At 71.2% G+C, this 21,978-nt stretch carries 12 protein-coding genes and 1 pseudogene; 10 read left to right on the top strand and 3 right to left on the bottom strand.

Annotation, left to right across the window (positions count from 1 at the left end; genetic code table 11):
• Positions 1-111: 111 nt before the first annotated feature.
• A complete protein-coding gene (locus GXP74_RS20680; protein ID WP_182452905.1) occupies positions 112-1,143 on the bottom strand; it encodes a TniQ family protein in 1,032 nt (343 codons plus the stop codon).
• 187 nt (positions 1,144-1,330) lie between these two features.
• On the opposite strand from GXP74_RS20680, the gene GXP74_RS20675 reads away from it, so the two are divergent.
• From GXP74_RS20675 to GXP74_RS20650, 6 genes and pseudogenes are all read left to right on the top strand, one after another.
• Complete coding sequence (locus tag GXP74_RS20675; RefSeq protein WP_225448076.1) at positions 1,331-3,676, top strand: DEAD/DEAH box helicase; 2,346 nt, start codon at positions 1,331-1,333, stop codon at positions 3,674-3,676.
• Positions 3,677-4,027: 351 nt separating this feature from the next.
• Entirely contained in the window at positions 4,028-4,171 is a 144-nt protein-coding gene (locus GXP74_RS20670) for a hypothetical protein (RefSeq protein WP_182456980.1), read from the top strand.
• Positions 4,172-5,282: 1,111 nt separating this feature from the next.
• On the top strand, positions 5,283-5,732 hold the full coding sequence (locus GXP74_RS20665; RefSeq protein ID WP_182452912.1) for a helix-turn-helix transcriptional regulator: 450 nt from the start codon (positions 5,283-5,285) through the stop codon (positions 5,730-5,732).
• Positions 5,733-7,489: 1,757 nt separating this feature from the next.
• Positions 7,490-8,056: pseudogene (locus tag GXP74_RS20660) on the top strand (XRE family transcriptional regulator).
• Between the two features lie 1,074 nt (positions 8,057-9,130).
• A complete protein-coding gene (locus GXP74_RS20655; RefSeq protein ID WP_182452911.1) occupies positions 9,131-9,418 on the top strand; it encodes a hypothetical protein in 288 nt (95 codons plus the stop codon).
• A gap of 1,892 nt (positions 9,419-11,310) precedes the next feature.
• Positions 11,311-11,469: a hypothetical protein gene (locus tag GXP74_RS20650; protein WP_225448078.1), complete on the top strand. Its 159-nt coding sequence runs from the start codon at positions 11,311-11,313 to the stop codon at positions 11,467-11,469.
• A 918-nt stretch (positions 11,470-12,387) separates the two neighbouring features.
• On the opposite strand, the gene GXP74_RS20645 is transcribed toward GXP74_RS20650, so the two are convergent.
• Entirely contained in the window at positions 12,388-14,916 is a 2,529-nt protein-coding gene (locus GXP74_RS20645) for a UvrD-helicase domain-containing protein (RefSeq protein ID WP_225448077.1), read from the bottom strand.
• A gap of 496 nt (positions 14,917-15,412) precedes the next feature.
• Positions 15,413-16,291, bottom strand: coding sequence for a hypothetical protein (locus GXP74_RS20640; RefSeq protein ID WP_182452909.1), 879 nt, complete (start codon positions 16,289-16,291; stop codon positions 15,413-15,415).
• Between the two features lie 321 nt (positions 16,292-16,612).
• Between GXP74_RS20640 and GXP74_RS20635 the strand changes: the two genes are divergently transcribed.
• From GXP74_RS20635 to GXP74_RS42220, 4 genes are all read left to right on the top strand, one after another.
• The gene (locus tag GXP74_RS20635) at positions 16,613-17,284 is read left to right on the top strand and encodes a hypothetical protein (protein WP_182452908.1); all 672 of its coding nucleotides are present in this window, start codon (positions 16,613-16,615) and stop codon (positions 17,282-17,284) included.
• A gap of 805 nt (positions 17,285-18,089) precedes the next feature.
• Positions 18,090-20,372, top strand: a complete 2,283-nt coding sequence (locus tag GXP74_RS20630; protein ID WP_255528141.1) for a UvrD-helicase domain-containing protein — start codon at positions 18,090-18,092, stop codon at positions 20,370-20,372.
• Between the two features lie 448 nt (positions 20,373-20,820).
• Positions 20,821-21,450 carry a hypothetical protein gene (locus GXP74_RS42225; RefSeq protein ID WP_370468447.1) on the top strand — a complete coding sequence of 210 codons (630 nt, stop codon included), beginning with the start codon at positions 20,821-20,823 and terminating at the stop codon, positions 21,448-21,450.
• A gap of 42 nt (positions 21,451-21,492) precedes the next feature.
• Complete coding sequence (locus GXP74_RS42220; RefSeq protein ID WP_370468446.1) at positions 21,493-21,885, top strand: hypothetical protein; 393 nt, start codon at positions 21,493-21,495, stop codon at positions 21,883-21,885.
• Positions 21,886-21,978: the final 93 nt, after the last annotated feature.

Raw genomic sequence — 21,978 nt, 5'->3', positions numbered from 1 at the left:
CCATCGGGACGCCTCCGCGGCCCTTCGGCCGCCTGTTCCCTCGAAGGTGTGAACGATCCCTGTCCATGCGTCCCTTGACCTGCCACGACAGCACCAGGGAGTGCGCACGGCTCACAGATCGCCCGGTGCGGTGCCCAACTGCCAAGGCAGGCAAGAACGCTGCTCCAGGGACCCGGATGAGGCAGCGACCCGGGTGTGGCCCGGCGGCAGCGTGAAACGGCGGTCCCGCAGCGTCGGATGCATCACCGGCACGGGCGGCCGGTGATGCCGGGTCAGCCACTCCAGGACCGGTGCCGTCACGAACTGCTCGTCCAGCCCCCAGGCCGTCCCCATCGACTCCACCTCGTACAGCAGCAGGGAACGCGCCTTGGACCCCCGGGGCACCTTCCGCTCGTAGCGCATCATGGCCTCGGTCAGGTCGACGGCCTCGGGATAGATCACTAGCGGAGCCACCCGCAGGTCGCGCCGCGCTAGCCCGGCAGCCTCGGCCCGCAGCTCCCAGCGCTCCACCCCCGGCACACGCGTCCACCAGTACACCGCGACGTGGAACGCGTCTGCGAACAGCCCCGGACCCGCCTCGGGAAAACGCCGCTGCAACCTCAGCCGCTCCCGGTGTGCGCGCACCACCGCGGGCAGGCCGTCCAGCCGCACCCGCGCCGGATCGTCGCTGCGGGAGGAGTCCGTCCAGCGCCCGTGGCGCAGGCACACCCGCCACCGGTCCGGCCACAGCAGCCAGACCGGCTCGTCGACCATGTGGCGGGCGGCGCACAGATCGCAGCCGCGGACCACGTACGCCTCCCCGGCAGGAGGCTCCCACGGCCATTCCCAGCGCGCGGTGCCCTCGTCGCCGCGCAGCAGGTACCGATCCGCCAGCCCCGACAGACAGCGCTGCAACTCGTGTGGCTGGCGGTCCGTCAGCACGGCCAGATATTGCAGGCCCGCCTGGTTCACATACATCTCGGTGAAGCGTGGGTCGACCGCTTTGCGGCCGTGGCCCACCCGGTCCAAGAACGCGTCCAGTTCCAGGCCGTTGCAGTGAGCCAGTCGATTCACGAACGAACCCGTCGACTCGTCCGCCAGAGGCCGGACCTGCAAAGGGAGTCGGTGGGTCGGCCCCCATAGCTCCAGCCAATCCGTGAGCATCGTACTCCGGTTGTTCTCGTTCCGATGGCCTTGGCCATCTATCGTCCTCGTCCGGTGGCCGAACCCGGTCAGGGTCTGCGAGAACTACTACACGATCGAGTGAAACCCTCGCATTCATACACCGCAGCGACCACTCGTGACCACACGCTCGAAGTAGCCAAGCCCGCACGTCCTTTCGGGAGACGCAGTGGCCGCGACGACTATTGACCATGATCTGCTTACGGAACTGCGTGCCCACCAGCGCCTCGCAGTGGATATGTGCATCAACGCGTTCGCCACCGGCGCGCCACGGATCAATCTGCATGCCGCCTGCGGAACCGGCAAGACCCTGATCGGACTCAACGTCGCCCAGCACGTCGCCCCCCGCGGCCGCGTGCTTACCGTCGTGCCCAGGTTGCAACTGCTCGAGCAGAGCATCGCCGCCTGGCACGGGGACGGACGCCAAGGCGCTTTCCTGGCCGTGTGCTCGCAGGGCCCGCAGGACCCCGCCCTGGTCGGCGTGATGAGAAGGCTCGAGAACATCGGGAAGCTCGCCGCTCATATCGACGCCGCCGGAGACGGGCCGGTGAACGTGTTCATCACCTACCACTCCCTGTACAAGCTCGCGCAGGGGCACGCGGACGGCCTCCTGCCCGCCTGGGACCTGATCATCGCCGACGAGGCCCATCGCACCGCCGGCTCCCTCGACAAGGACTGGGCCGTCGTCCACGACAACGACGCCATCCCCTCGCGCCGCCGCCTCTACATGACCGCAACTCCGAAGAACGTTCACGACCCCGAGCGCAACGACGACGTCACCTGCGAAGTGGCCTCCATGGACGACTTGAGCCTCTACGGGCCCGTCGTCTACCGGATCTCGCTTGCCGAATCCATCGACCAGGGTCTGCTCGCCGACTACCGCCTGGTCGTCATGGAGATCCACGACGACCAACTGCGCAAGATCTTGGGCCGCGACTGCGACATCCACCACGACTCCGAAGGTACACGCGTAGCAGCAGCCCAAGTCGCCCTGTCCTACGCGATGCGCAAGTTCAACCTCACACGCACTCTGTCCTTCCACTCGCGCATCAAGTCAGCGGAACTCTTCGCCGAGACCCTGCACGAGACCGCCGCGCTGATGCCGGACGGCGGCCCCGGGTCCCTGTGGACTGGTACTGTCTCGTCTCTTCAGGACCGCTTCGACCGACTCGAGACCTTCGCTCAGTTCGCCGGCCACGCTCCGGACAACCCCCGGGCCCAGCGCCGGGTGCTCACCAACTCACGCATGTGCCTGGAGGGCTTCGACCTGCCCGCGATCGACAGCATCATGTTCGCGGACCCCAAATCCAGCAGTATCGACATCGCACAAGGCGTCGGACGGGCACTGCGCCAACCGCCCGGCACCGGCAAGATCGCCACGATCATCGTTCCGATCTACCTCGCCCCCGGAGAAGACCCGGACAAGGGCATGCGGGGCAGTCCCTACTGGCTGCTCTACCAGGTCATGATCGCACTGAAGGTCTACGACGAGCACGTCGTTCGCCGGGTCGAGCGCCTCGAACTCGACGAACTGGTCAGACGCTTCCCCCCGCCCGCCGCCCGCCCGGAGCGCGCCGACGAGATCATCCCCGTACTCGCCCTCAATGCCCTCGACCCGCACAACAGCGTCTGGCACCTCGGGCTGGGCAGTGCCGAGCGCTACCACGCTCGCCACGGGAACCTGGACGTACCCAGCCGCTACCTCGGCCCCGATCGTTTCTACCTGGGCTGGTGGCTCGGCCACCAGCGCTCGCTGCGCATGAACGGGCTCCTGCTCAACGAGCGCATCGACGCCCTTGACGCCTACGGCATGCGCTGGGAACACCCGCGCCGCAGCATCGAGTTCCACCTGCAGACCGCCCGCGAGTACACCACCTGCCATGGACACCTTGCCCCCCTGGCGGACGAGACCTTCCAAGGCACCCGCATCGGCCGCTGGGTATCGCGGTGGCGAAAGGAAGCCCACGACAGGACCCTGCCCCACCCCTACATACGTGCCCTGGACGAGATCAACCCCTGGTGGAACGCGCCCTGGCCCAAGCAATGGCAGCACACCTACGTCCGAGCCCTCGCGGCCACCCGCACCGGTACGCTTGGCTTTCCCGGCCTGCGTACCACCAGTGACGACCCGTTGACCGACTGGCTTGACAGCCAGATCGACCTCATGCCGGGGCTGCACCCCGACCAGAGGAACCTCCTGGGCGCCCTGCCCTTCGACCACCCACTGGCTCTTCTGCTGCGGCGCCCCCGCAGCCCCGCAGAGCGCGTCTTCACCGAAGGCCTCAGAGCAGCACGTATCTTCCGGCGTGAACACCAGCACCTCGACGTCCCCTACTACTACGTCACCGAACAGGCCGGGCACCGATTCCGCTTGGGCGAGTGGATCTCGCGGCAGCGCCGCGACGCCGCCCAGCTCACCCGCAGCCAACTCGACGCCCTCGAATCACTGCACATGCGGTGGATCCCGAGGCAAAGCCCGCCGTGGGATCCCGGCGACGCGTGGACAGCCGGGTGAGAGAGCGCATGGGACGCGCCGCACAGCCCGAGCTCAGGAGTTGGCTCCCGCCCCATGCGCAGACAAGCATGGGGCGGGCCGCGTCGGCTGACTCGATGGAGATCCAGGCTGCCGACCCTGACCACCGCATCCGTAAGTTCATGTACTTCTGGGCCCGGTCGCGTAGGTGGTGCAGCAGCGGGATCACCTCCCCGCGCACTGAGTCCAGGGCACTCTCCCGACCACACCGACGACATCTTGCGCCGGGCAGGGACGCAGTGGATCAACGTCGCGGAGCCCAGGCATCGAAGGGGGGGTCTGTACGGTTACCGGTGGGAAGTCCCGTACAGGAAGCCTTAGTTGATGACTATCGTGACGAATGAGACGGGGCCGCTGCGGCGGCCGTGCCTGGACCCGACCGACACCGGCCGCAAGCGCTGGGCCATCCGCTGGAAGGCGGCACTCAACGCCTTCGACATCGCCTTCGACGGACGGCTCTCCGCCGCCCGCCGCTGAACCCCATCAATCAACTTCCCACCGCTCGCTGGACAGACCCGTAGACCGTGCCGGCCGCACCGGTGAGGGACTGGCTGCGACATCGACGAGGCGGCGATAGCGCTGAGAGTCCTCGACCGGAAGCTGAAGAGGCCGCGGGCTGACGACTCTTGCGGGCAGCCGTGGGACTTCGAGCTGAAGCAGCTGGCCTCCTACGTCGCTGGCCGCGGCATTGATCAGCCAGTGATCTTCTGAAGCACCCTCTGTTCCTGCTCGCGGCAGGGGTAGCCATGCCGAAGCCTTCGTCGTGGGCTGCTGTGAGCCTGACATGCCTGGGAGTCAGATCGGCATGAGGCTGCCCCGCGGCCACGGTGAGCGCAGTGCTGCGGTTCAAGGTGCTGGATCACGAGCGGCCGTGCCTGATGCATGTGACGCACGTCCGCCGACGGCTGCCGCAGCGCACACAGAGCTGCATCTGCGTCAGCAGCCCCGTAGCGGTGACGTCCGCGTGGCGTGTGGGTGCCCGTCGAAGCCTTCGCCCCGCCGACCCACTAGTCGTGGGCAGCGCGTCGAAACCCCACAAGCTGGGCCCATCGCAGCACTCAGGCAACAAAACAACAATATGTTTTCTCGTTGTATCGTTATGCTAGGGTTCATGCCCCGCAATCCCCACCAGCAGGCACGTGACCGCCTCAAAGACCTGAGCGAACCCCCGACGTCAACGCCCCCAGGCCCGCTGGCCCCAGGCCCGCAGCTGGAACGGACGCGGCCCTGCTCGGCAAGGTGCTCCAGGCCACCGCGAACCACCACTCCAACGAGCAGCTCCCGGACGTCAGCACCGAAGAATCAGCGCCGCGCTCTCCTTGTCGAGCAGATCCGCACCCAGGTGACCGGCTGGAGACCCAGATCGTCATCGAAGCCCGGCGCCGCGGCATGGACTGGAAAACAGATCGCCCCCCACCAGGCCTGGGCTCCTCCCAAGCCGCCTCCCAGCGCTACCAGCGAATGATGACCCGCCTCGAGAAATCCGCCAAGGCGTCCGCTGACCGCATGCCAATCCGTCCACCAAGGAGGTGCACCATACCGGACTCCACACCCCCGACTTTCGACCCGTCGACGCCCGCTCGAAGCGGTGGCCACTGGCGCCGTCCTCCCACCACCCCCCGAGCGGATCCGGCTGCGCCGAGCGGCAGGGCTGACCGAAGCCGCCGTCGCCCAGGCCCTCAAGGTCCGCCCCGCCAGCCTCACCTCCTGGGAAGCAGGCCGCAGCGAACCGGCAGGCGAGAAGTTCGACGCCTACCGCCGGCTCCTGGAAGGACTTGCAGCCAAATTCCCCGCCCCCGCCCCGCCTGCTCCGACCGCCGCGCCACCCACGACCGGCCCTGCCGCGCCGCCGTCCGCGGCCCGCACAGCCCACTGCCCGCCGACTGACACCCAGCCCCGCCGCTCCCGCCAGCCCGGCCGCCCGCACAGCAAGTCCCGGCCGGACCCGCCGAGAAGAAACCGACACACGCACCACCGCCACCGCAGCCGACAGCGATCCGCGCTTCACCAACGGCCCGCTGCTGGTCCTAGACGGTGACGGCAACGCCCACGGCATCGGCGGCCTGGTCCTGACTTGCTCAGCCACCACGATGGCCGCCTGGTCGAGTGGACCCTGGAACACGGCCCGGTCGGCCGCCTGCGGCTGCACCCTCCGGCAAGGACGACGACCCCCTCGTAGTCCTCACTGCGTCGGCGGCCGCCAAACTGGCCTGCCCCTGGAGCTGGGGACCGGCGCGGCCTGCGCCTGCCCGACAACCACCCAGTGGTCAAGCACCTCACCAAAGCCAAATGCAGCTCACCAGGGCGGCTTCGGCCCCTGGGCCGCATCTACGCCCCCGTCGACGGCGGCCGACGCGCCTGCGTCCAACTCGCCGTCCTGCCCTGGGGAGCCCTGGACGCCCGCGACGGGGGAAGGACTTCATCTCCGAGTAACCGACGGCACCGCCCACCCCGCCGAGATCGCTCATGCCCTCACCAGCTACGCCACGCTGCTCTGACCGCGCGGCGCGGTGCGACCTGCGGGGTCGCCCTGATGAGGCGCTGCGCCCGCCGACCCGCGCCGTCCAGGACAGCAGACCGGTACATGGTCCTCCGGTGCGATGCCCGGCTCGCTGCCGATCGCCACCGATCCGTCGCCGGTCGCTGCCCCGATGAGCACCCCATGGTAGCAGCCCGTACCCGCGCACCCACCACCGCACCGCAGACCAGGTCAATCGACGAGGAAGCCTACGAATGGGTCCGCGACCCCCGAACTGCTCACCGACCGCGAGTGCGCGCTGCCGTGGGCGGTCGGCATCGACATCAACATGGCGTTCGGCGCCGCGCCAACCGCCCCTGGTCGGGCTGGGCGAAGCGGTCCACCTCACCCCCGCAGTTCGACCGCAAACTGCCGGGGGAGTGGCTGGTTGACTTGTCCGCCATCACCCTCGATGCGCGTCTGCTTCCCGTTCACCCCCAGCGGCGTCGCCCCGACGGACCGGCCTGGTACTCCCACCCCCACCCTGGCCTACGCCCACGAACTCGTCGACACTCTGGGCCTGGGCGTGCGGATCACTCCGATGGAGGGTTGGCTGCGCCCGGATGCCAAGCAGTTGGCCCAGCTCGGGTCCCGGTGCCGCCGGCCCGTGGCAGCCGGGGACGAGGCGCAACCTGGAGCGGCTGGGTCTGTCGGAACTGACACCGAGGGCGCGGCATTCTGCAGACCGTGCCGCGCTTCGCCAACGGCCCTACCTGGACCTGTACACCCGGATCCGCGAGGCATACATGACCGTCATGGCCCAACTCGGCGTCCACCGCAGGCATGGAACGGCTGCCTTCTGACCGCGATGGCAGACACAAGGAGCAGGACCCAGCTCTGGCCGCCGTCCTGACCGCGATCAAGTCGACCGTCAAGGCGGCGTGGGCAAGCTCCGCGAGCGCCCGCAGGGCGCGCGGCACCAATTCGGCGAGCCGTGGCCCGCGCTACGGCGGCCGACCTGGAGCCCGCACATCCGCGCCGCCATATCTCCAGTGCCCGGGTCACATGCACCGCAAATGCTCGCCTGGGCTCGAAAGCCGACCTGTGGCCCCTGGCCGTGCTGTCGGACGTGCGGTCTACCCCTCACCTGGCCCACCCCGCTGGACTTCGTCCCACCACCCCCGATGGCAAGCCCCTACCCGGCTTCCGCTCGGCATCAGCCCCGGATGGTCAAACTCGAAGGAGCCCAACCCCTGCTGTGGGCAGTTCAGCTGATGGACCAGCAGCTCAACCCGGCCCGGCACATCAAGGGCACCGAACGCCGCCACCGACGGAGAATAGGACACAACCGTGGGCACCATCGCGACAGCCTCCAACGAGCCGCGCAGGCGACGTTCACCCGCAAACCACCCGCCACCACCCAGGCCCGAACCGCCTACCTGGTCAAGCAGTTGAAGGGAACACGAGCGGTGGCCGACCTCCTGGGGGTGTCCCAGCGCTCCGTGGAGCGATACCTGCAGGGCACCCGCAAGCACCCGCCCAAGGACATCGCCGAACGCATGGACCACGCGGTCAAAGCCCGCTGGCAGCCACTGGTCCGCAAACGCGCCGCCCGCAGGGCCACCGGACAGCGGCGGCATCACTATCGAGACCCGCGCCCAGTTCGGCTACATCGCCGCCCCCGGCACCACCGACGATGACGGCTGCGCCGGATCACCGAGCGCCTGCCGCCGGCCTACGCCGCCCGCCTCTTCGCCGCCCAGGAAACCGGCGCCCCGGAGCGCGAGCTCCAGGACATCGTCGCCGAGGGCCTACAGGAGGTCTACTTCAAGGACGGCGGACGCCGTGCTGAGGGGCTGCTCGTTCGCTTCAACGACATCGACTACTTCGACATCGACTACTGACCTGCGGCTTGAGCCGCCGAGCCGTGCCACGGTGCTTGGAACCTGGCCCAACTTGTTGAGCCTGTTCTGCCAGCCTCTCGGTGCTGGGGATGGGTGTTTTCCGGGTGTTGGGGGGTGGGTGGGGCCCTGGTGCGGCTACGGTGGGATCGAAGCTGAGCTGGGACGGTGCCTGGTCGCGCTGTCGCGCTGGATTACGGGGGTGTGGCGTGGTCGATCCCATGTCGATGTCAGCGGTTTTGACGTTCCTGGGTCGTTGAACCTCTCGCTGGGAACGAGGCGGGCCGGTCGTTGTGGGAGTCGGCCGGGGTTCTGGCTCGGCGGTGCGCCGGGCGCCCGGTACCCGCTCCGGTCGGTGCGACCGGGCGTGAGGACGTGGCCCGCGTGCTGGCCGAGGGCGCGCGGCGCGATCCCGCTCAGGCGCGGGCGCTGTCGGCGTTGATGCGCGGCGTTCCGCTCCCGGCCGCAGCGCGTGGCGTGCCACGGCTCCTGCCGGCGTCGAGCCGTTCTTCAAGGACCGCCAGGACGCGTTGAAGATCCTGGATCGGGAATTGTCACGTCCGGGCGAGGGGCGGCCCCGGGTGGTGAACATCCACGGCCCGCGGGGATCGCAGTTCGACGCTGGCCGTCCACTGGGGCTGGCGCGAGGTCGGGCAGTTCCCGGACGGGCAGGTGTACCTGGACCTGAACGGCGCCTCGGCGAGCGCGGCGCTGCCCGTCGGCCACCGTGCTGGCACCGGGTCTTGACCCAGCTCGGTGTGGACAAGGACGCGAATCCCGCCCGGCGTCGAGGACCGGATCGGCCTGTACCGCCCTCGGTCGCCGAGCGGCGCTGCTGGTGGTGCTGGACCACGTCCACTCCGCCGCGCAGATCCGTCCCCTGATCACCTCCGCCTCCGGCGTCGTCGTGGTCGCCGTCAGCCGCCACGCCCTGGTGGCCTGGACGCGATCCGCGTGCCGGTGGACCACTGCCGGAACAGGACGCGGTCACCCTGCTCGGCGACCTGGTCGGCAAGCAGGCACTCGCCGCGGCCCGGGCCACGCTGCCGTCGGTCCTGGAGCGCTGCGCGGGTCCCCATGGGCCCTGCGGGCCTGCGCCCCGGCTCTCCTCCAGCCGACCGGACAGGCCACCGCGCGGACGAGTCGGCGACCGACCCGCTCCACGCAATCCTGGACCTGGTCTACGCCAGCCTGCCGCCACACCTGGCGGTCGCAGTGCGGTCGCTGGCTCTGGCGCCCTGGCCGACCCTGACCGTGACGGTCGCCGCAGCCGCCCTGGACACCGCTGCGGAACAGGCCGCAGGGGTCCTGGCCGAGTGGCGGAGCGTCAACTTCTTCAGGGCGCCGGGACCGACCGGTACGTGATGCGCCCGCTGGTGCGCCAGTTCGCCCAGGATGCTGCCCTGCGCGAGGGACACTCCCGCGCGGCGGGCGCCGTGGTGGAGCGGACGGTCGCGGAACTCGTGCGGTTCGCCATCGAGGCCGACCTGGCCGCTCTGGACCGGCGCTGGCACTCGGCCCCGCTACGACGAACCCGACCAGGCAGGCCAGGCACCCGCGACCGGCGGCCTACCCGGTCCGGGCGAGGCCGCTGGCCGCGCTGGAAGCCGAGCTGGGCAACCTGCTGGAGGCTGTACGCACGGCCGAGAGCGTGACGACGCCGAGACGGTGTCTACCTCTGCCAGGCGATGTGGCCCATCCAGCTCAAGGCCGGCCACGTGGAGGAGATCCTGCCCGCGCTGCGCACCGGTGTGCGCCTGGCGGACAGGCGTTCCCCGGCACGGACATGGCGGGGCGGGCGCACACGCAGCTCGGACTCGCGCTGAAGGACCTGCGGCGCGACCAGGAGGCGCTGGCGCAGCTGGAGAGCGCTGCTGACGCCGACCGGCTCGCCGGTCACCTGCGTGGGCAGGCCACGGCGTGGAGTCGCTGGGTCTGCTGCGGCTGGCCAGTGGGACCACGAGGCGGCCCTGCCGTTGTTCCAGGAGGCGGGCAGGATCCTGGAAGCGATCAGGCCGGGGGAGCGCGGCTTCGAGGACGTGCCCCGGGCGCGGGCCCTGCTGGAGCGTCACCAGGGTCGGGCGCTGCGCGGACTGGAGCGGCTGGACGAGGCGCGTGAGCGGGCTGCTGGTCGCGCTGCGGTTCTTCCGCGGCACCGCCGAGGCATACAACACGGCCCGGACTTTGACCGGACCTGGCCGCCGTGCTGCTGGATGCCGGGACGCCGAGGCGGCCCGGCCCAATGGCCCAGGAGGCGTTGGCGCTGCTGGAGGCGGAGCACGCGCTCGCTCACCTGGAGTACGCGCGGGCGCTGCTGGAACGGTGTGTCAGCGAAGCACGGTGAGTGAGACGGCATGGGTCTCGTACCGGTCCTCACCGTCAGCGGCGTCCAGCACGTCCGGTTCGCCGTGGGTGCTGCCTTCGGTGAGCAGAGCGAGCAGCGCGGAGGCGTAGAGGTGGGATCGGCCGTCGTTCCCGGGTCGGCGTCCAGGACGAGCAGCCGCCCGCGCGGGTGCGCATGGTGCAGCTGCCCGGGGCCGGTCACGTAGACCGCAGCGCGCATTGCGGATGGCGTGCGAGGACCTCGGCCGTCCACTGCGAGGGTGACCCGAGGCGGTGGTCCATGTCGGCGCCGTGGCGGAAGATGACGTCGGCCAGGTCGAGCAGACCGGGGTCCAGAGTGTCCTCGTGGACGGCGGTGTGGATTCCTCCCTCCCCGGCCGGTTCGTGCGGCGGTCGCTGTAGCGGGTGACCGCCACCTGCGCCGGGCCCAGGACCTGGGTCAGGACCCGGAGCGGGGAGTGTGCGCGGCGGGCTGGTAGGCGGGCAGCGGCAGCGGGTCGAGCAGAGCGGCGCGCGCTGGCTCGGGGATCGCGAGCAGCTCGTAGAACAGGCGGCGCAGTAGGGCGCGGCCTGGCCTGGAACCGAGGTCGTCAGCTCGGCCGGACCGGCCAGGGGGATGTGCTCGGCTAGCAGCCGCTCCAGTTGGGGCCGCAGTGCGGCGGCTGGGTCCAGCGGCGGGGCCTGGCTGGTGAACAGGCCCACCGGGGAGTCGGGTCCAGGACCTCGCCGGATGCCGCGCCCAGGAGGACGGGCAGGCCCAGTGCCGCGGCGTAGTAGCTGACGGATCCGAAGTCCCGATCACCGCGTCGGCGGCGATCAGGGCCTGCCGCCAGCCGTCCAGCGGATCGATCAGGGTCAGTCCGTTCGGGCAGGCCCGGTCCAGCCAGGTCCGGATCTGGCCGGTGCCGTGTCCGTTGCCAGATGTTGGGGTGCAGCACGGCGGCCACCCGGTACTCGTCCGCGGGCAGCTCGCGGGCCAGCCGCTCCAGCAGCCAGGGCAGCACGTCGTACTCGCCGCCATTGCGAACAGCGACTGCGGGTTCCAGGTGGAGTTGAGCACGATCAGCCGCTGACCGGTGCCCACTCCAGGGCCCGGCGGAAGCGATCGCGTACGGGCGGGCGGCGAGCATCCGGTCGAAACACGGTCCCCGCCTAGGACAGCAGTCGGAGCCGCCTCGGGGCACGCCGCTTTCAGGCGTCGAACTGCTCAGGATGGACAGTACCAAGGAGTCCGCTACAGGCGTGCCGTCTGCGAGCAGCCACTCCCGGAGAGCCGAAAACCGGCGTCCGGCGTCCGGCGTCCGGCGTCCGGCGTCCGGCGTCCGCGTCCGGCGTCCGGCGTCCGGCGTCCGGCGTCCGGCGTCCGGCGTCCGGCGTCCGGCGTCCGGCGTCCCCAGCCTCTTATTGTACCCGACACCGTGCGACAATATGGCCAATTTACCTGAAATCAGGTCGAGTTGGCCGCCGAAGCTCGCGGAGACTGCCAGATCGACAGGGGTTTCCAGAGCCTGCTCCCACGGCAGGACAGGCAGCCCGATCCGCGTGATCAGTTCCGCCACCCCGTCGTCGAACGCTGACGACCCGGTCCAATGACCAGCAACTGGACTCGCAGATCGTCACGGAAGAGCGGGACCACATCCAGGAGCCGCGTCGCCGAGGTCACGTTGTGCACGACGATCAGCACCTTCCGCAGCTGCCCCCGAGTAGCCCCAGCGACAGACTCAACGCCGACAGGCACCCGCTTCCAACCCACCGTGCCTGCCCCACCCGGCTGCTCCTCCGCGGCCGCTGCCGCTGTGTCCGTGCCCCCTGTTCCGATCAAGACACGATAGCCAACGAGGCCGCGGACTGATACCGGCTCACGGGACCTGCGGAGCCATTCAGCGCTCGCTCGCCAGCGCCGCGGCGTGGGTATGAGGGGTCACGGTAGTGTCGGATGGGTCGCGCTCCCGAACCTGTCGGCCAGTTCGTTGACTTCTCCGTTGTCCTGCTTACCGCCGTGCCATTTGGCTGAGACCTCCTCGAGGTGGGCGAGTTCCTCGGTGCTGACCAGGACGGCGGCCTGTGTGCCACTGCGCGATGGAGCACCGGGGTGGGGGCGGCACGGACGAGGCTTGGCTCCTGGTGCAGCTCACTTGGCTGCTGCTTGAGCCTCCTTGAGGTGGGTGCGGAACTGCTCGCGCAGGCGGGGGAGCGTGGTGGTGGCGCCGAGGCGGTGCAGGAACTCGTCGGTGCTCCAGTCGATGAGGGTTCCTTGGCGGGCGAGGTAGAGACCGAGGCGGTCGATGGGCGTACTGGTCGTGGTAGTCGAGCAGGAGGTAGCCGGCGAGCTGGTAGACCTCTGCGCGGCCCAGGGTGCGGGGGCGGGTGGTGGCTTTGCAGTCGATGAGGGTGCCGGCGAGGATGAAGTCGGCGTCGGCGCCACCGAGGTCGGCGCTGCCGGCGAACAGCGGGCCGCACACCCGCTGCTGCTCCGGTAGCGCCCGCAGCGCGGCGAAGACGGGGTCGGTCAGGGCATCTGCTCGGCGAGGTCCTGGACCACGTAGGCGGGGGTGGCGGCGACCAGGTCTCCAGCCCGGTGCGGGGCCCGGCGGTGGTGAGCAGGCCGTGGCGTGGGTACTGGCGCGGCGGTAGATCGCCTCGTAGTGCGCGGCCACGAAGCACAGTCGGCTGATCCGCTCCTGGTGGCCTGTGTCCGGTGCGGCCAGGTACTGCTCGATCTCGGTGAGGAGGTCCCCGCCCGCCGCGCGCAGTGCCGCGCACACCCCTTCGGCCGGTGCGTCGCGCACCATGGCCGACTCGCCTGCCAGTGCGACGCCGGCGGCGACCGCCTCTCCCAGCGGACGCCCCAGCGACAGGCGCAGCCGGTAGTCGACGGCATGGCCCAGTGCCGGCCAGTCGGGGCGCTGGACGTCGAACGGCTGCACCGGCGGCGGCAGTTTGGCCGCGCGTACGGCCAGGTCGTCGACGAGGGCGCGGTGGTCGGGCAGATGGGCGGCCATGAAGCGGGAGACGGGGGAGGCGCCGAACTGCAGTTGGCCGGTGAGGGAGAGGCGGATCATCGGGACGCCGCCGATCACGCCGTCAGCCGCGGCCTTCTGGCCGCTCTCGTAGGCGTCGATCCAGGTGATGCCGCCGGGGTCGAGCAGGTACTTGGCGCGGGTGACGGCCACGTACACCAGGCGCGCCTCGGCGGGGTCCAGGGGGAGCTGGATGCCGTCCTCGTCGAAGCCCGGCGGGTTGAAGCCGGCGCCGATGCGCACGCTGTCCCACTCGCGCCCCTTGGCCTTGTGCACCGTGGACACCACCACCCGCGCGCCCTCCTCCGGTGCCAGTCGCTCCACGGCGCGCAGGATGGTCTCGGCGCCGTAGGTGTCGACCAGGTCCACGATCGCCTTGAGGTCCATCCCCGCCTTGTCGTGGTCGACGTACTCGCGCACCTCCGGCCAGGAGGTGAACAAGAACAGCTCCGGGTGGCTGGTGCGCCGCCCGGACTGCAGCTCCAGGGCGGCGGTCGCGATCCGCGCCAGCGCCTTGCCGCCGCCGGCCAGCGCCACCGGCACGCCCTGCTCCAGGTAGGCCAGGATCTCGCTCATCGCGTCCGCGTTGCTGCGGCACAGCACCGCCTGCGCATCGGGCGCGTCTCCGATCCGCGAGTGCGGCCCGTGGCCGCTGATCTGCAGGTCCGACTCGGCGTGCTGCAGCCACCGGTTCGCCGCGGCCGCGATCCGCGCCCCGAACCGGAAGGACTGCGTCAGGTTCAGGTGCTGGGCGGGGAAGCCGCTCATCACGTCCTGCGCGAACCGCCAGGCGTAGATCTGCTGCGCCGGGTCCCCGACGCACACCCGCTGGGCGTGCTGCGCCAAGAACACCTCCTCCAGGACGGGGTTGGTGTCCTGCGCCTCGTCCAGGAGCACGAAGTCCGCCTCCAGGACCGGCTCGGTCAGCGCCCACATCTTCAGGTAGTGGTCGTGCTCGAACCGCAGCCGGCCGCGCAGCGAGCGCAGGTCCAGCCACGCCTGGTGGGCGAACGGCAGCAGGTACTTGGCCAGTTCCTCCTGGTACTGCGGGTCGACGCCGTTGACCCGTTCCATGTGGCGGGCCATGATCTCGCGGTCCGCGGTGTAGCAGAACTTCTGGATCATGCCGAGGACCAGCCGTGCCTGATGCCCCGGAGTGATCTTCCTGGTGTCCGCCACCAGGTCGTGGTCCAGCCCGAGCAGCCGCGCGGCCTGCTTGGACGGCATCCGCGGTGCGTCCAGGCGGGCCTGGTAGTGGTGGCCGCCGGCGCGGAACGCCAGGCCGTGCGCCGTGCCGCAGCGCACGTTCACTCCGAAGCGGCGCTGCGCGTCCTTGGCGATGCCGCGGTTGAACGCGATGTACAGGCCCTTCTTGCGGGTCGCCTGGCCCATCAGGACCAGGGTGGAGGTCTTGCCCGTGCCGGCGCCGGCCACCAGGGCCAGGTCGCGCCCGGCCGCGAACACCTCGCGGGCCTGCTGCTGCTCAGCGGTGGGTTCCAAAACTGTTCGTCCCCTTCGTGTCGTCTCGTTCAGAGCGCGCTGCGGCCTGCCCGTGCCGGGGCCCGGGTACGCGATCAGGCAGGTCGGCCGTGGACCGGCTACCTGCTGACCGGGGGCCTGGCACGTGCTTCAGCGGTGGCGGGGCCCAGCGATCCCCGCTGCGGGTATGCGCCGACAGGGGACAGGGCGGAACACCGCGGGGTTGGCCGTGGACGCAGACATGGCGCGCACTTTAGGCGACGCCACTGACAAGTCGGCGCCCCCCGGGGCGCGTTGGGCAGTGGATGCGTCCTGCGCCCCAGGGCACCTGGGGCGGCGGGTGCTGCGGCCAGGCCCTGGGCGGCGCCGTCGAGTGCGGTGACCTCTGCCGGGCTGACCTGGACCGCTGCGCTGCGGCCGCGGCTGTTCCGCGCCACCCGCGTGCGGGTGGAACCGACCCGGCGCGCCAGCGGCCCCAGGGTCCGGGAGACGGTCTGCGTCGTGGTGTGTCCCTCTGTCATGACGCCTCGTGCTGTGTCGGGTCGCGCCGGTGTGCCGGGGCGCAGGCCCCCGGTGGGGGGACGCTTTCGCGCAGGGCGGCCAGCCGGTCCTCGGGCACGCGGTCCTGCAGGCGGTTCGCGTGGTCTAGGAACTGGAGCCTCACACGGCGCGGGGTGGTGCGCAGGACGGCCACTCCCGTGCCGTCGGCCACGCACAGGCCGCTCACCGCCAGGGACCGCCCGTCGGCGGGCTGGGCGTGCAGCCAGCGCTGGCGGACCAGGTCGGCCACCAGGCTGTCCGCGCCATCGGCCAACCGCCAGGCGCGCAAAAGCCCTTGGGGCAGGCGGACCGTTCCGTTCCGGTCGGCGCGCAGCAGGCACAGCAGCGCGACCAGTCGCACCCGCGCGGGAGTGCCGGGCAGCAGCGCCGCGTCGAGGTAGGTCAGCAGCGGCTGCAGGCTGGCGGCGCCCCGCGGTACCGGGGTGTCGCGGCGGGCGGGGACGCGGTTGCGCGGCGACTCGGGCTCGGGGCGCTGGGGCAGTTGGGCGGCGTGGGGGATGGCGCGGGCACAGGCGCTGCAGGCGTCGGCGAGTTGCCAGGTCGCGCCGCCGCGGGAGCGGAAGACCGTCAGTGCGACGAGCCCCTGGCAGCCGCGGTGACGCGGGTGCCATGCGCAGCCGTGCGCGTGGCAGCGGCAGGTGCGCAGGTAGGCCGGCAGCGGCTCGGCGGCCGCGTGCTGGCCCAGGTGTCCGAGTGCGACCTGGGCGGTCTGGCGGCGTCCGCGTTCCGCGCCGGGACAACCGGCGGCCGAGCAGGTCCAGCGCGGGCGGTCGGGGGCCAGGTCGACGCGCCAGGCCCGCACCGGCAGCGCCAGCGCGAAGGCGGGGTGCGCCATGGCGCGGTCCTCCTCTCCAAGGGGAGTTCGTACGGTGCCGGTCGCCGGTGTACGGCGGTCGGCGGGGGAGCGGCGCACACCCTAGTGCAGACCTCTGCCCTGCCCGCCTGCCGCCAGAGCCGAACAAATAGGGCAGACCTCTGCACTGACAGGGCAGGGGTCCCCTGCCCTGTCCAGTGCAGAGGTCTGCCCTATTTGTTCGGCTCTGGCGGCAGGCGGCAGGGCAGAGGTCTGCACTAGGGTGTGCGCCGCTCCCCCGCCGACCGCCGTACACCGGCGACCGGCACCGTACGAACTCCCCTTGGAGAGGAGGACCGCGCCATGGCGCACCCCGCCTTCGCGCTGGCGCTGCCGGTGCGGGCCTGGCGCGTCGACCTGGCCCCCGACCGCCCGCGCTGGACCTGCTCGGCCGCCGGTTGTCCCGGCGCGGAACGCGGACGCCGCCAGACCGCCCAGGTCGCACTCGGACACCTGGGCCAGCACGCGGCCGCCGAGCCGCTGCCGGCCTACCTGCGCACCTGCCGCTGCCACGCGCACGGCTGCGCATGGCACCCGCGTCACCGCGGCTGCCAGGGGCTCGTCGCACTGACGGTCTTCCGCTCCCGCGGCGGCGCGACCTGGCAACTCGCCGACGCCTGCAGCGCCTGTGCCCGCGCCATCCCCCACGCCGCCCAACTGCCCCCAGCGCCCCGAGCCCGAGTCGCCGCGCAACCGCGTCCCCCGCCGCCGCGACACCCGGTACCGCGGGGCGCCGCCAGCCTGCAGCCGCTGCTGACCTACCTCGACGCGGCGCTGCTGCCCGGCACTCCCGCGCGGGTGCGACTGGTCGCGCTGCTGTGCCTGCTGCGCGCCGACCGGAACGGAACGGTCCGCCTGCCCCAAGGCTTTTGCGCGCCTGGCGGTTGGCCGATGGCGCGGACAGCCTGGTGGCCGACCTGGTCCGCCAGCGCTGGCTGCACGCCCAGCCCGCCGACGGGCGGTCCCTGGCGGTGAGCGGCCTGTGCGTGGCCGACGGCACGGGAGTGGCCGTCCTGCGCACCACCCGCGCCGTGTGAGGCTCCAGTTCCTAGACCACGCGAACCGCCTGCAGGACCGCGTGCCCGAGGACCGGCTGGCCGCCCTGCGCGAAAGCGTCCCCCCACGGGGGCCTGCGCCCGGCACACCGGCGCGACCCGACACAGCACGAGGCGTCATGACAGAGGGACACACCACGACGCAGACCGTCTCCCGGACCCTGGGGCCGCTGGCGCGCCGGGTCGGTTCCACCCGCACGCGGGTGGCGCGGAACAGCCGCGGCCGCAGCGCAGCGGTCCAGGTCAGCCCGGCAGAGGTCACCGCACTCGACGGCGCCGCCCAGGGCCTGGCCGCAGCACCCGCCGCCCCAGGTGCCCTGGGGCGCAGGACGCATCCACTGCCAACGCGCCCCGGGGGGCGCCGACTTGTCAGTGGCGTCGCCTAAAGTGCGCGCCATGTCTGCGTCCACGGCCAACCCCGCGGTGTTCCGCCCTGTCCCCTGTCGGCGCATACCCGCAGCGGGGATCGCTGGGCCCCGCCACCGCTGAAGCACGTGCCAGGCCCCCGGTCAGCAGGTAGCCGGTCCACGGCCGACCTGCCTGATCGCGTACCCGGGCCCCGGCACGGGCAGGCCGCAGCGCGCTCTGAACGAGACGACACGAAGGGGACGAACAGTTTTGGAACCCACCGCTGAGCAGCAGCAGGCCCGCGAGGTGTTCGCGGCCGGGCGCGACCTGGCCCTGGTGGCCGGCGCGGCACGGGCAAGACCTCCACCCTGGTCCTGATGGGCCAGGCGACCCGCAAGAAGGGCCTGTACATCGCGTTCAACCGCGGCATCGCCAAGGACGCGCAGCGCCGCTTCGGAGTGAACGTGCGCTGCGGCACGGCGCACGGCCTGGCGTTCCGCGCCGGCGGCCACCACTACCAGGCCCGCCTGGACGCACCGCGGATGCCGTCCAAGCAGGCCGCGCGGCTGCTCGGGCTGGACCACGACCTGGTGGCGGACACCAGGAAGATCACTCCGGGGCATCAGGCACGGCTGGTCCTCGGCATGATCCAGAAGTTCTGCTACACCGCGGACCGCGAGATCATGGCCCGCCACATGGAACGGGTCAACGGCGTCGACCCGCAGTACCAGGAGGAACTGGCCAAGTACCTGCTGCCGTTCGCCCACCAGGCGTGGCTGGACCTGCGCTCGCTGCGCGGCCGGCTGCGGTTCGAGCACGACCACTACCTGAAGATGTGGGCGCTGACCGAGCCGGTCCTGGAGGCGGACTTCGTGCTCCTGGACGAGGCGCAGGACACCAACCCCGTCCTGGAGGAGGTGTTCTTGGCGCAGCACGCCCAGCGGGTGTGCGTCGGGGACCCGGCGCAGCAGATCTACGCCTGGCGGTTCGCGCAGGACGTGATGAGCGGCTTCCCCGCCCAGCACCTGAACCTGACGCAGTCCTTCCGGTTCGGGGCGCGGATCGCGGCCGCGGCGAACCGGTGGCTGCAGCACGCCGAGTCGGACCTGCAGATCAGCGGCCACGGGCCGCACTCGCGGATCGGAGACGCGCCCGATGCGCAGGCGGTGCTGTGCCGCAGCAACGCGGACGCGATGAGCGAGATCCTGGCCTACCTGGAGCAGGGCGTGCCGGTGGCGCTGGCCGGCGGCGGCAAGGCGCTGGCGCGGATCGCGACCGCCGCCCTGGAGCTGCAGTCCGGGCGGCGCACCAGCCACCCGGAGCTGTTCTTGTTCACCTCCTGGCCGGAGGTGCGCGAGTACGTCGACCACGACAAGGCGGGGATGGACCTCAAGGCGATCGTGGACCTGGTCGACACCTACGGCGCCGAGACCATCCTGCGCGCCGTGGAGCGACTGGCACCGGAGGAGGGCGCGCGGGTGGTGGTGTCCACGGTGCACAAGGCCAAGGGGCGCGAGTGGGACAGCGTGCGCATCGGCGCCGGCTTCAACCCGCCGGGCTTCGACGAGGACGGCATCCAGCTCCCCCTGGACCCCGCCGAGGCGCGCCTGGTGTACGTGGCCGTCACCCGCGCCAAGTACCTGCTCGACCCCGGCGGCATCACCTGGATCGACGCCTACGAGAGCGGCCAGAAGGCCGCGGCTGACGGCGTGATCGGCGGCGTCCCGATGATCCGCCTCTCCCTCACCGGCCAACTGCAGTTCGGCGCCTCCCCCGTCTCCCGCTTCATGGCCGCCCATCTGCCCGACCACCGCGCCCTCGTCGACGACCTGGCCGTACGCGCGGCCAAACTGCCGCCGCCGGTGCAGCCGTTCGACGTCCAGCGCCCCGACTGGCCGGCACTGGGCCATGCCGTCGACTACCGGCTGCGCCTGTCGCTGGGGCGTCCGCTGGGAGAGGCGGTCGCCGCCGGCGTCGCACTGGCAGGCGAGTCGGCCATGGTGCGCGACGCACCGGCCGAAGGGGTGTGCGCGGCACTGCGCGCGGCGGGCGGGGACCTCCTCACCGAGATCGAGCAGTACCTGGCCGCACCGGACACAGGCCACCAGGAGCGGATCAGCCGACTGTGCTTCGTGGCCGCGCACTACGAGGCGATCTACCGCCGCGGCCAGTACCCACGCCACGGCCTGCTCACCACCGCCGGGCCCCGCACCGGGCTGGAGGACCTGGTCGCCGCCACCCCCGCCTACGTGGTCCAGGACCTCGCCGAGCAGATGCGCCTGACCGACCCCGTCTTCGCCGCGCTGCGGGCGCTACCGGAGCAGCAGCGGGTGTGCGGCCCGCTGTTCGCCGGCAGCGCCGACCTCGGTGGCGCCGACGCCGACTTCATCCTCGCCGGCACCCTCATCGACTGCAAAGCCACCACCCGCCCCCGCACCCTGGGCCGCGCAGAGGTCTACCAGCTCGCCGGCTACCTCCTGCTCGACTACCACGACCAGTACGCCATCGACCGCCTCGGTCTCTACCTCGCCCGCCAAGGAACCCTCATCGACTGGAGCACCGACGAGTTCCTGCACCGCCTCGGCGCCACCACCACGCTCCCCCGCCTGCGCGAGCAGTTCCGCACCCACCTCAAGGAGGCTCAAGCAGCAGCCAAGTGAGCTGCACCAGGAGCCAAGCCTCGTCCGTGCCGCCCCCACCCCGGTGCTCCATCGCGCAGTGGCACACAGGCCGCCGTCCTGGTCAGCACCGAGGAACTCGCCCACCTCGAGGAGGTCTCAGCCAAATGGCACGGCGGTAAGCAGGACAACGGAGAAGTCAACGAACTGGCCGACAGGTTCGGGAGCGCGACCCATCCGACACTACCGTGACCCCTCATACCCAGCGCCGCGGCGCTGGCGAGCGAGCGCTGAATGGCTCCGCAGGTCCCGTGAGCCGGTATCAGTCCGCGGCCTCGTTGGCTATCGTGTCTTGATCGGACAGGGGGCACGGACACAGCGGCAGCGGCCGCGGAGGAGCAGCCGGGTGGGGGCAGGCACGGTGGGTTGGAAGCGGGTGCCTGTCGGCGTTGAGTCTGTGCGCTGGGCTACTCGGGGGCAGCTGCGGAAGGTGCTGATCGTCGTGCACAACGTGACCTCGGCGACGCGGCTCCTGGATGTGGTCCCGCTCTTCCGTGACGATCTGCGAGTCCAGTTGCTGGTCACTTGGACCGGGTCGTCAGCGTTCGACGACGGGGTGGCGGAACTGATCACGCGGATCGGGCTGCCTGTCCTGCCGTGGGAGCAGGCTCTGGAAACCCCTGTCGATCTGGCAGTCTCCGCGAGCTTCGGCGGCCAACTCGACCTGATTTCAGGTAAATTGGCCATATTGTCGCACGGTGTCGGGTACAATAAGAGGCTGGGGACGCCGGACGCCGGACGCCGGACGCCGGACGCCGGACGCCGGACGCCGGACGCCGGACGCCGGACGCCGGACGCCGGACGCCGGACGCCGGACGCCGGACGCCGGACGCCGGTTTTCGGGCTCTCTCGGGAGTGGCTGCTCGCAGACGGCACGCCTGTAGCGGACTCCTTGGTACTGTCCCATCCTGAGCAGTTCGAACGCCTGAAAGCGGCGTGCCCCGAGGCGGCTCCGACTGCTGTCCTAGGCGGGGATCCGTGTTTCGACCGGATGCTCGCCGCCCGCCCGTACCGCGATCGCTTCCGCCGGGCCCTGGAGTGGGCACCGGTCAGCGGCTGATCGTGCTCAACTCCACCTGGAACCCGCAGTCGCTGTTCGGCAATGGCGGCGAGTACGACGTGCTGCCCTGGCTGCTGGAGCGGCTGGCCCGCGAGCTGCCCGGACGAGTACCGGGTGGCCGCCGTGCTGCACCCCAACATCTGGCACGGACACGGCACCGGCCAGATCCGGACCTGGCTGGACCGGGCCTGCCGCAACGGACTGACCCTGATCGATCCGCTGGACGGCTGGCGGCAGGCCCTGATCGCCGCCGACGCGGTGATCGGGGACTTCGGATCCGTCAGCTACTACGCCGCGGCACTGGGCCTGCCCGTCCTCCTGGGCGCGGCATCCGGCGAGGTCCTGGACCCCGACTCCCCGGTGGGCCTGTTCACCAGCCAGGCCCGCCGCTGGACCCAGCCGCCGCACTGCGGCCCCAACTGGAGCGGCTGCTAGCCGAGCACATCCCCCTGGCCGGTCCGGCCGAGCTGACGACCTCGGTTCCAGGCCAGGCCGCGGCCCTACTGCGCCGCCTGTTCTACGAGCTGC

The organism is Streptacidiphilus sp. P02-A3a, from assembly GCF_014084105.1.
In the GTDB taxonomy this organism is placed as follows: Bacteria; Actinomycetota; Actinomycetes; order Streptomycetales; family Streptomycetaceae; genus Streptacidiphilus.
This window is presented reverse-complemented; position numbering and strand designations above follow the sequence as displayed.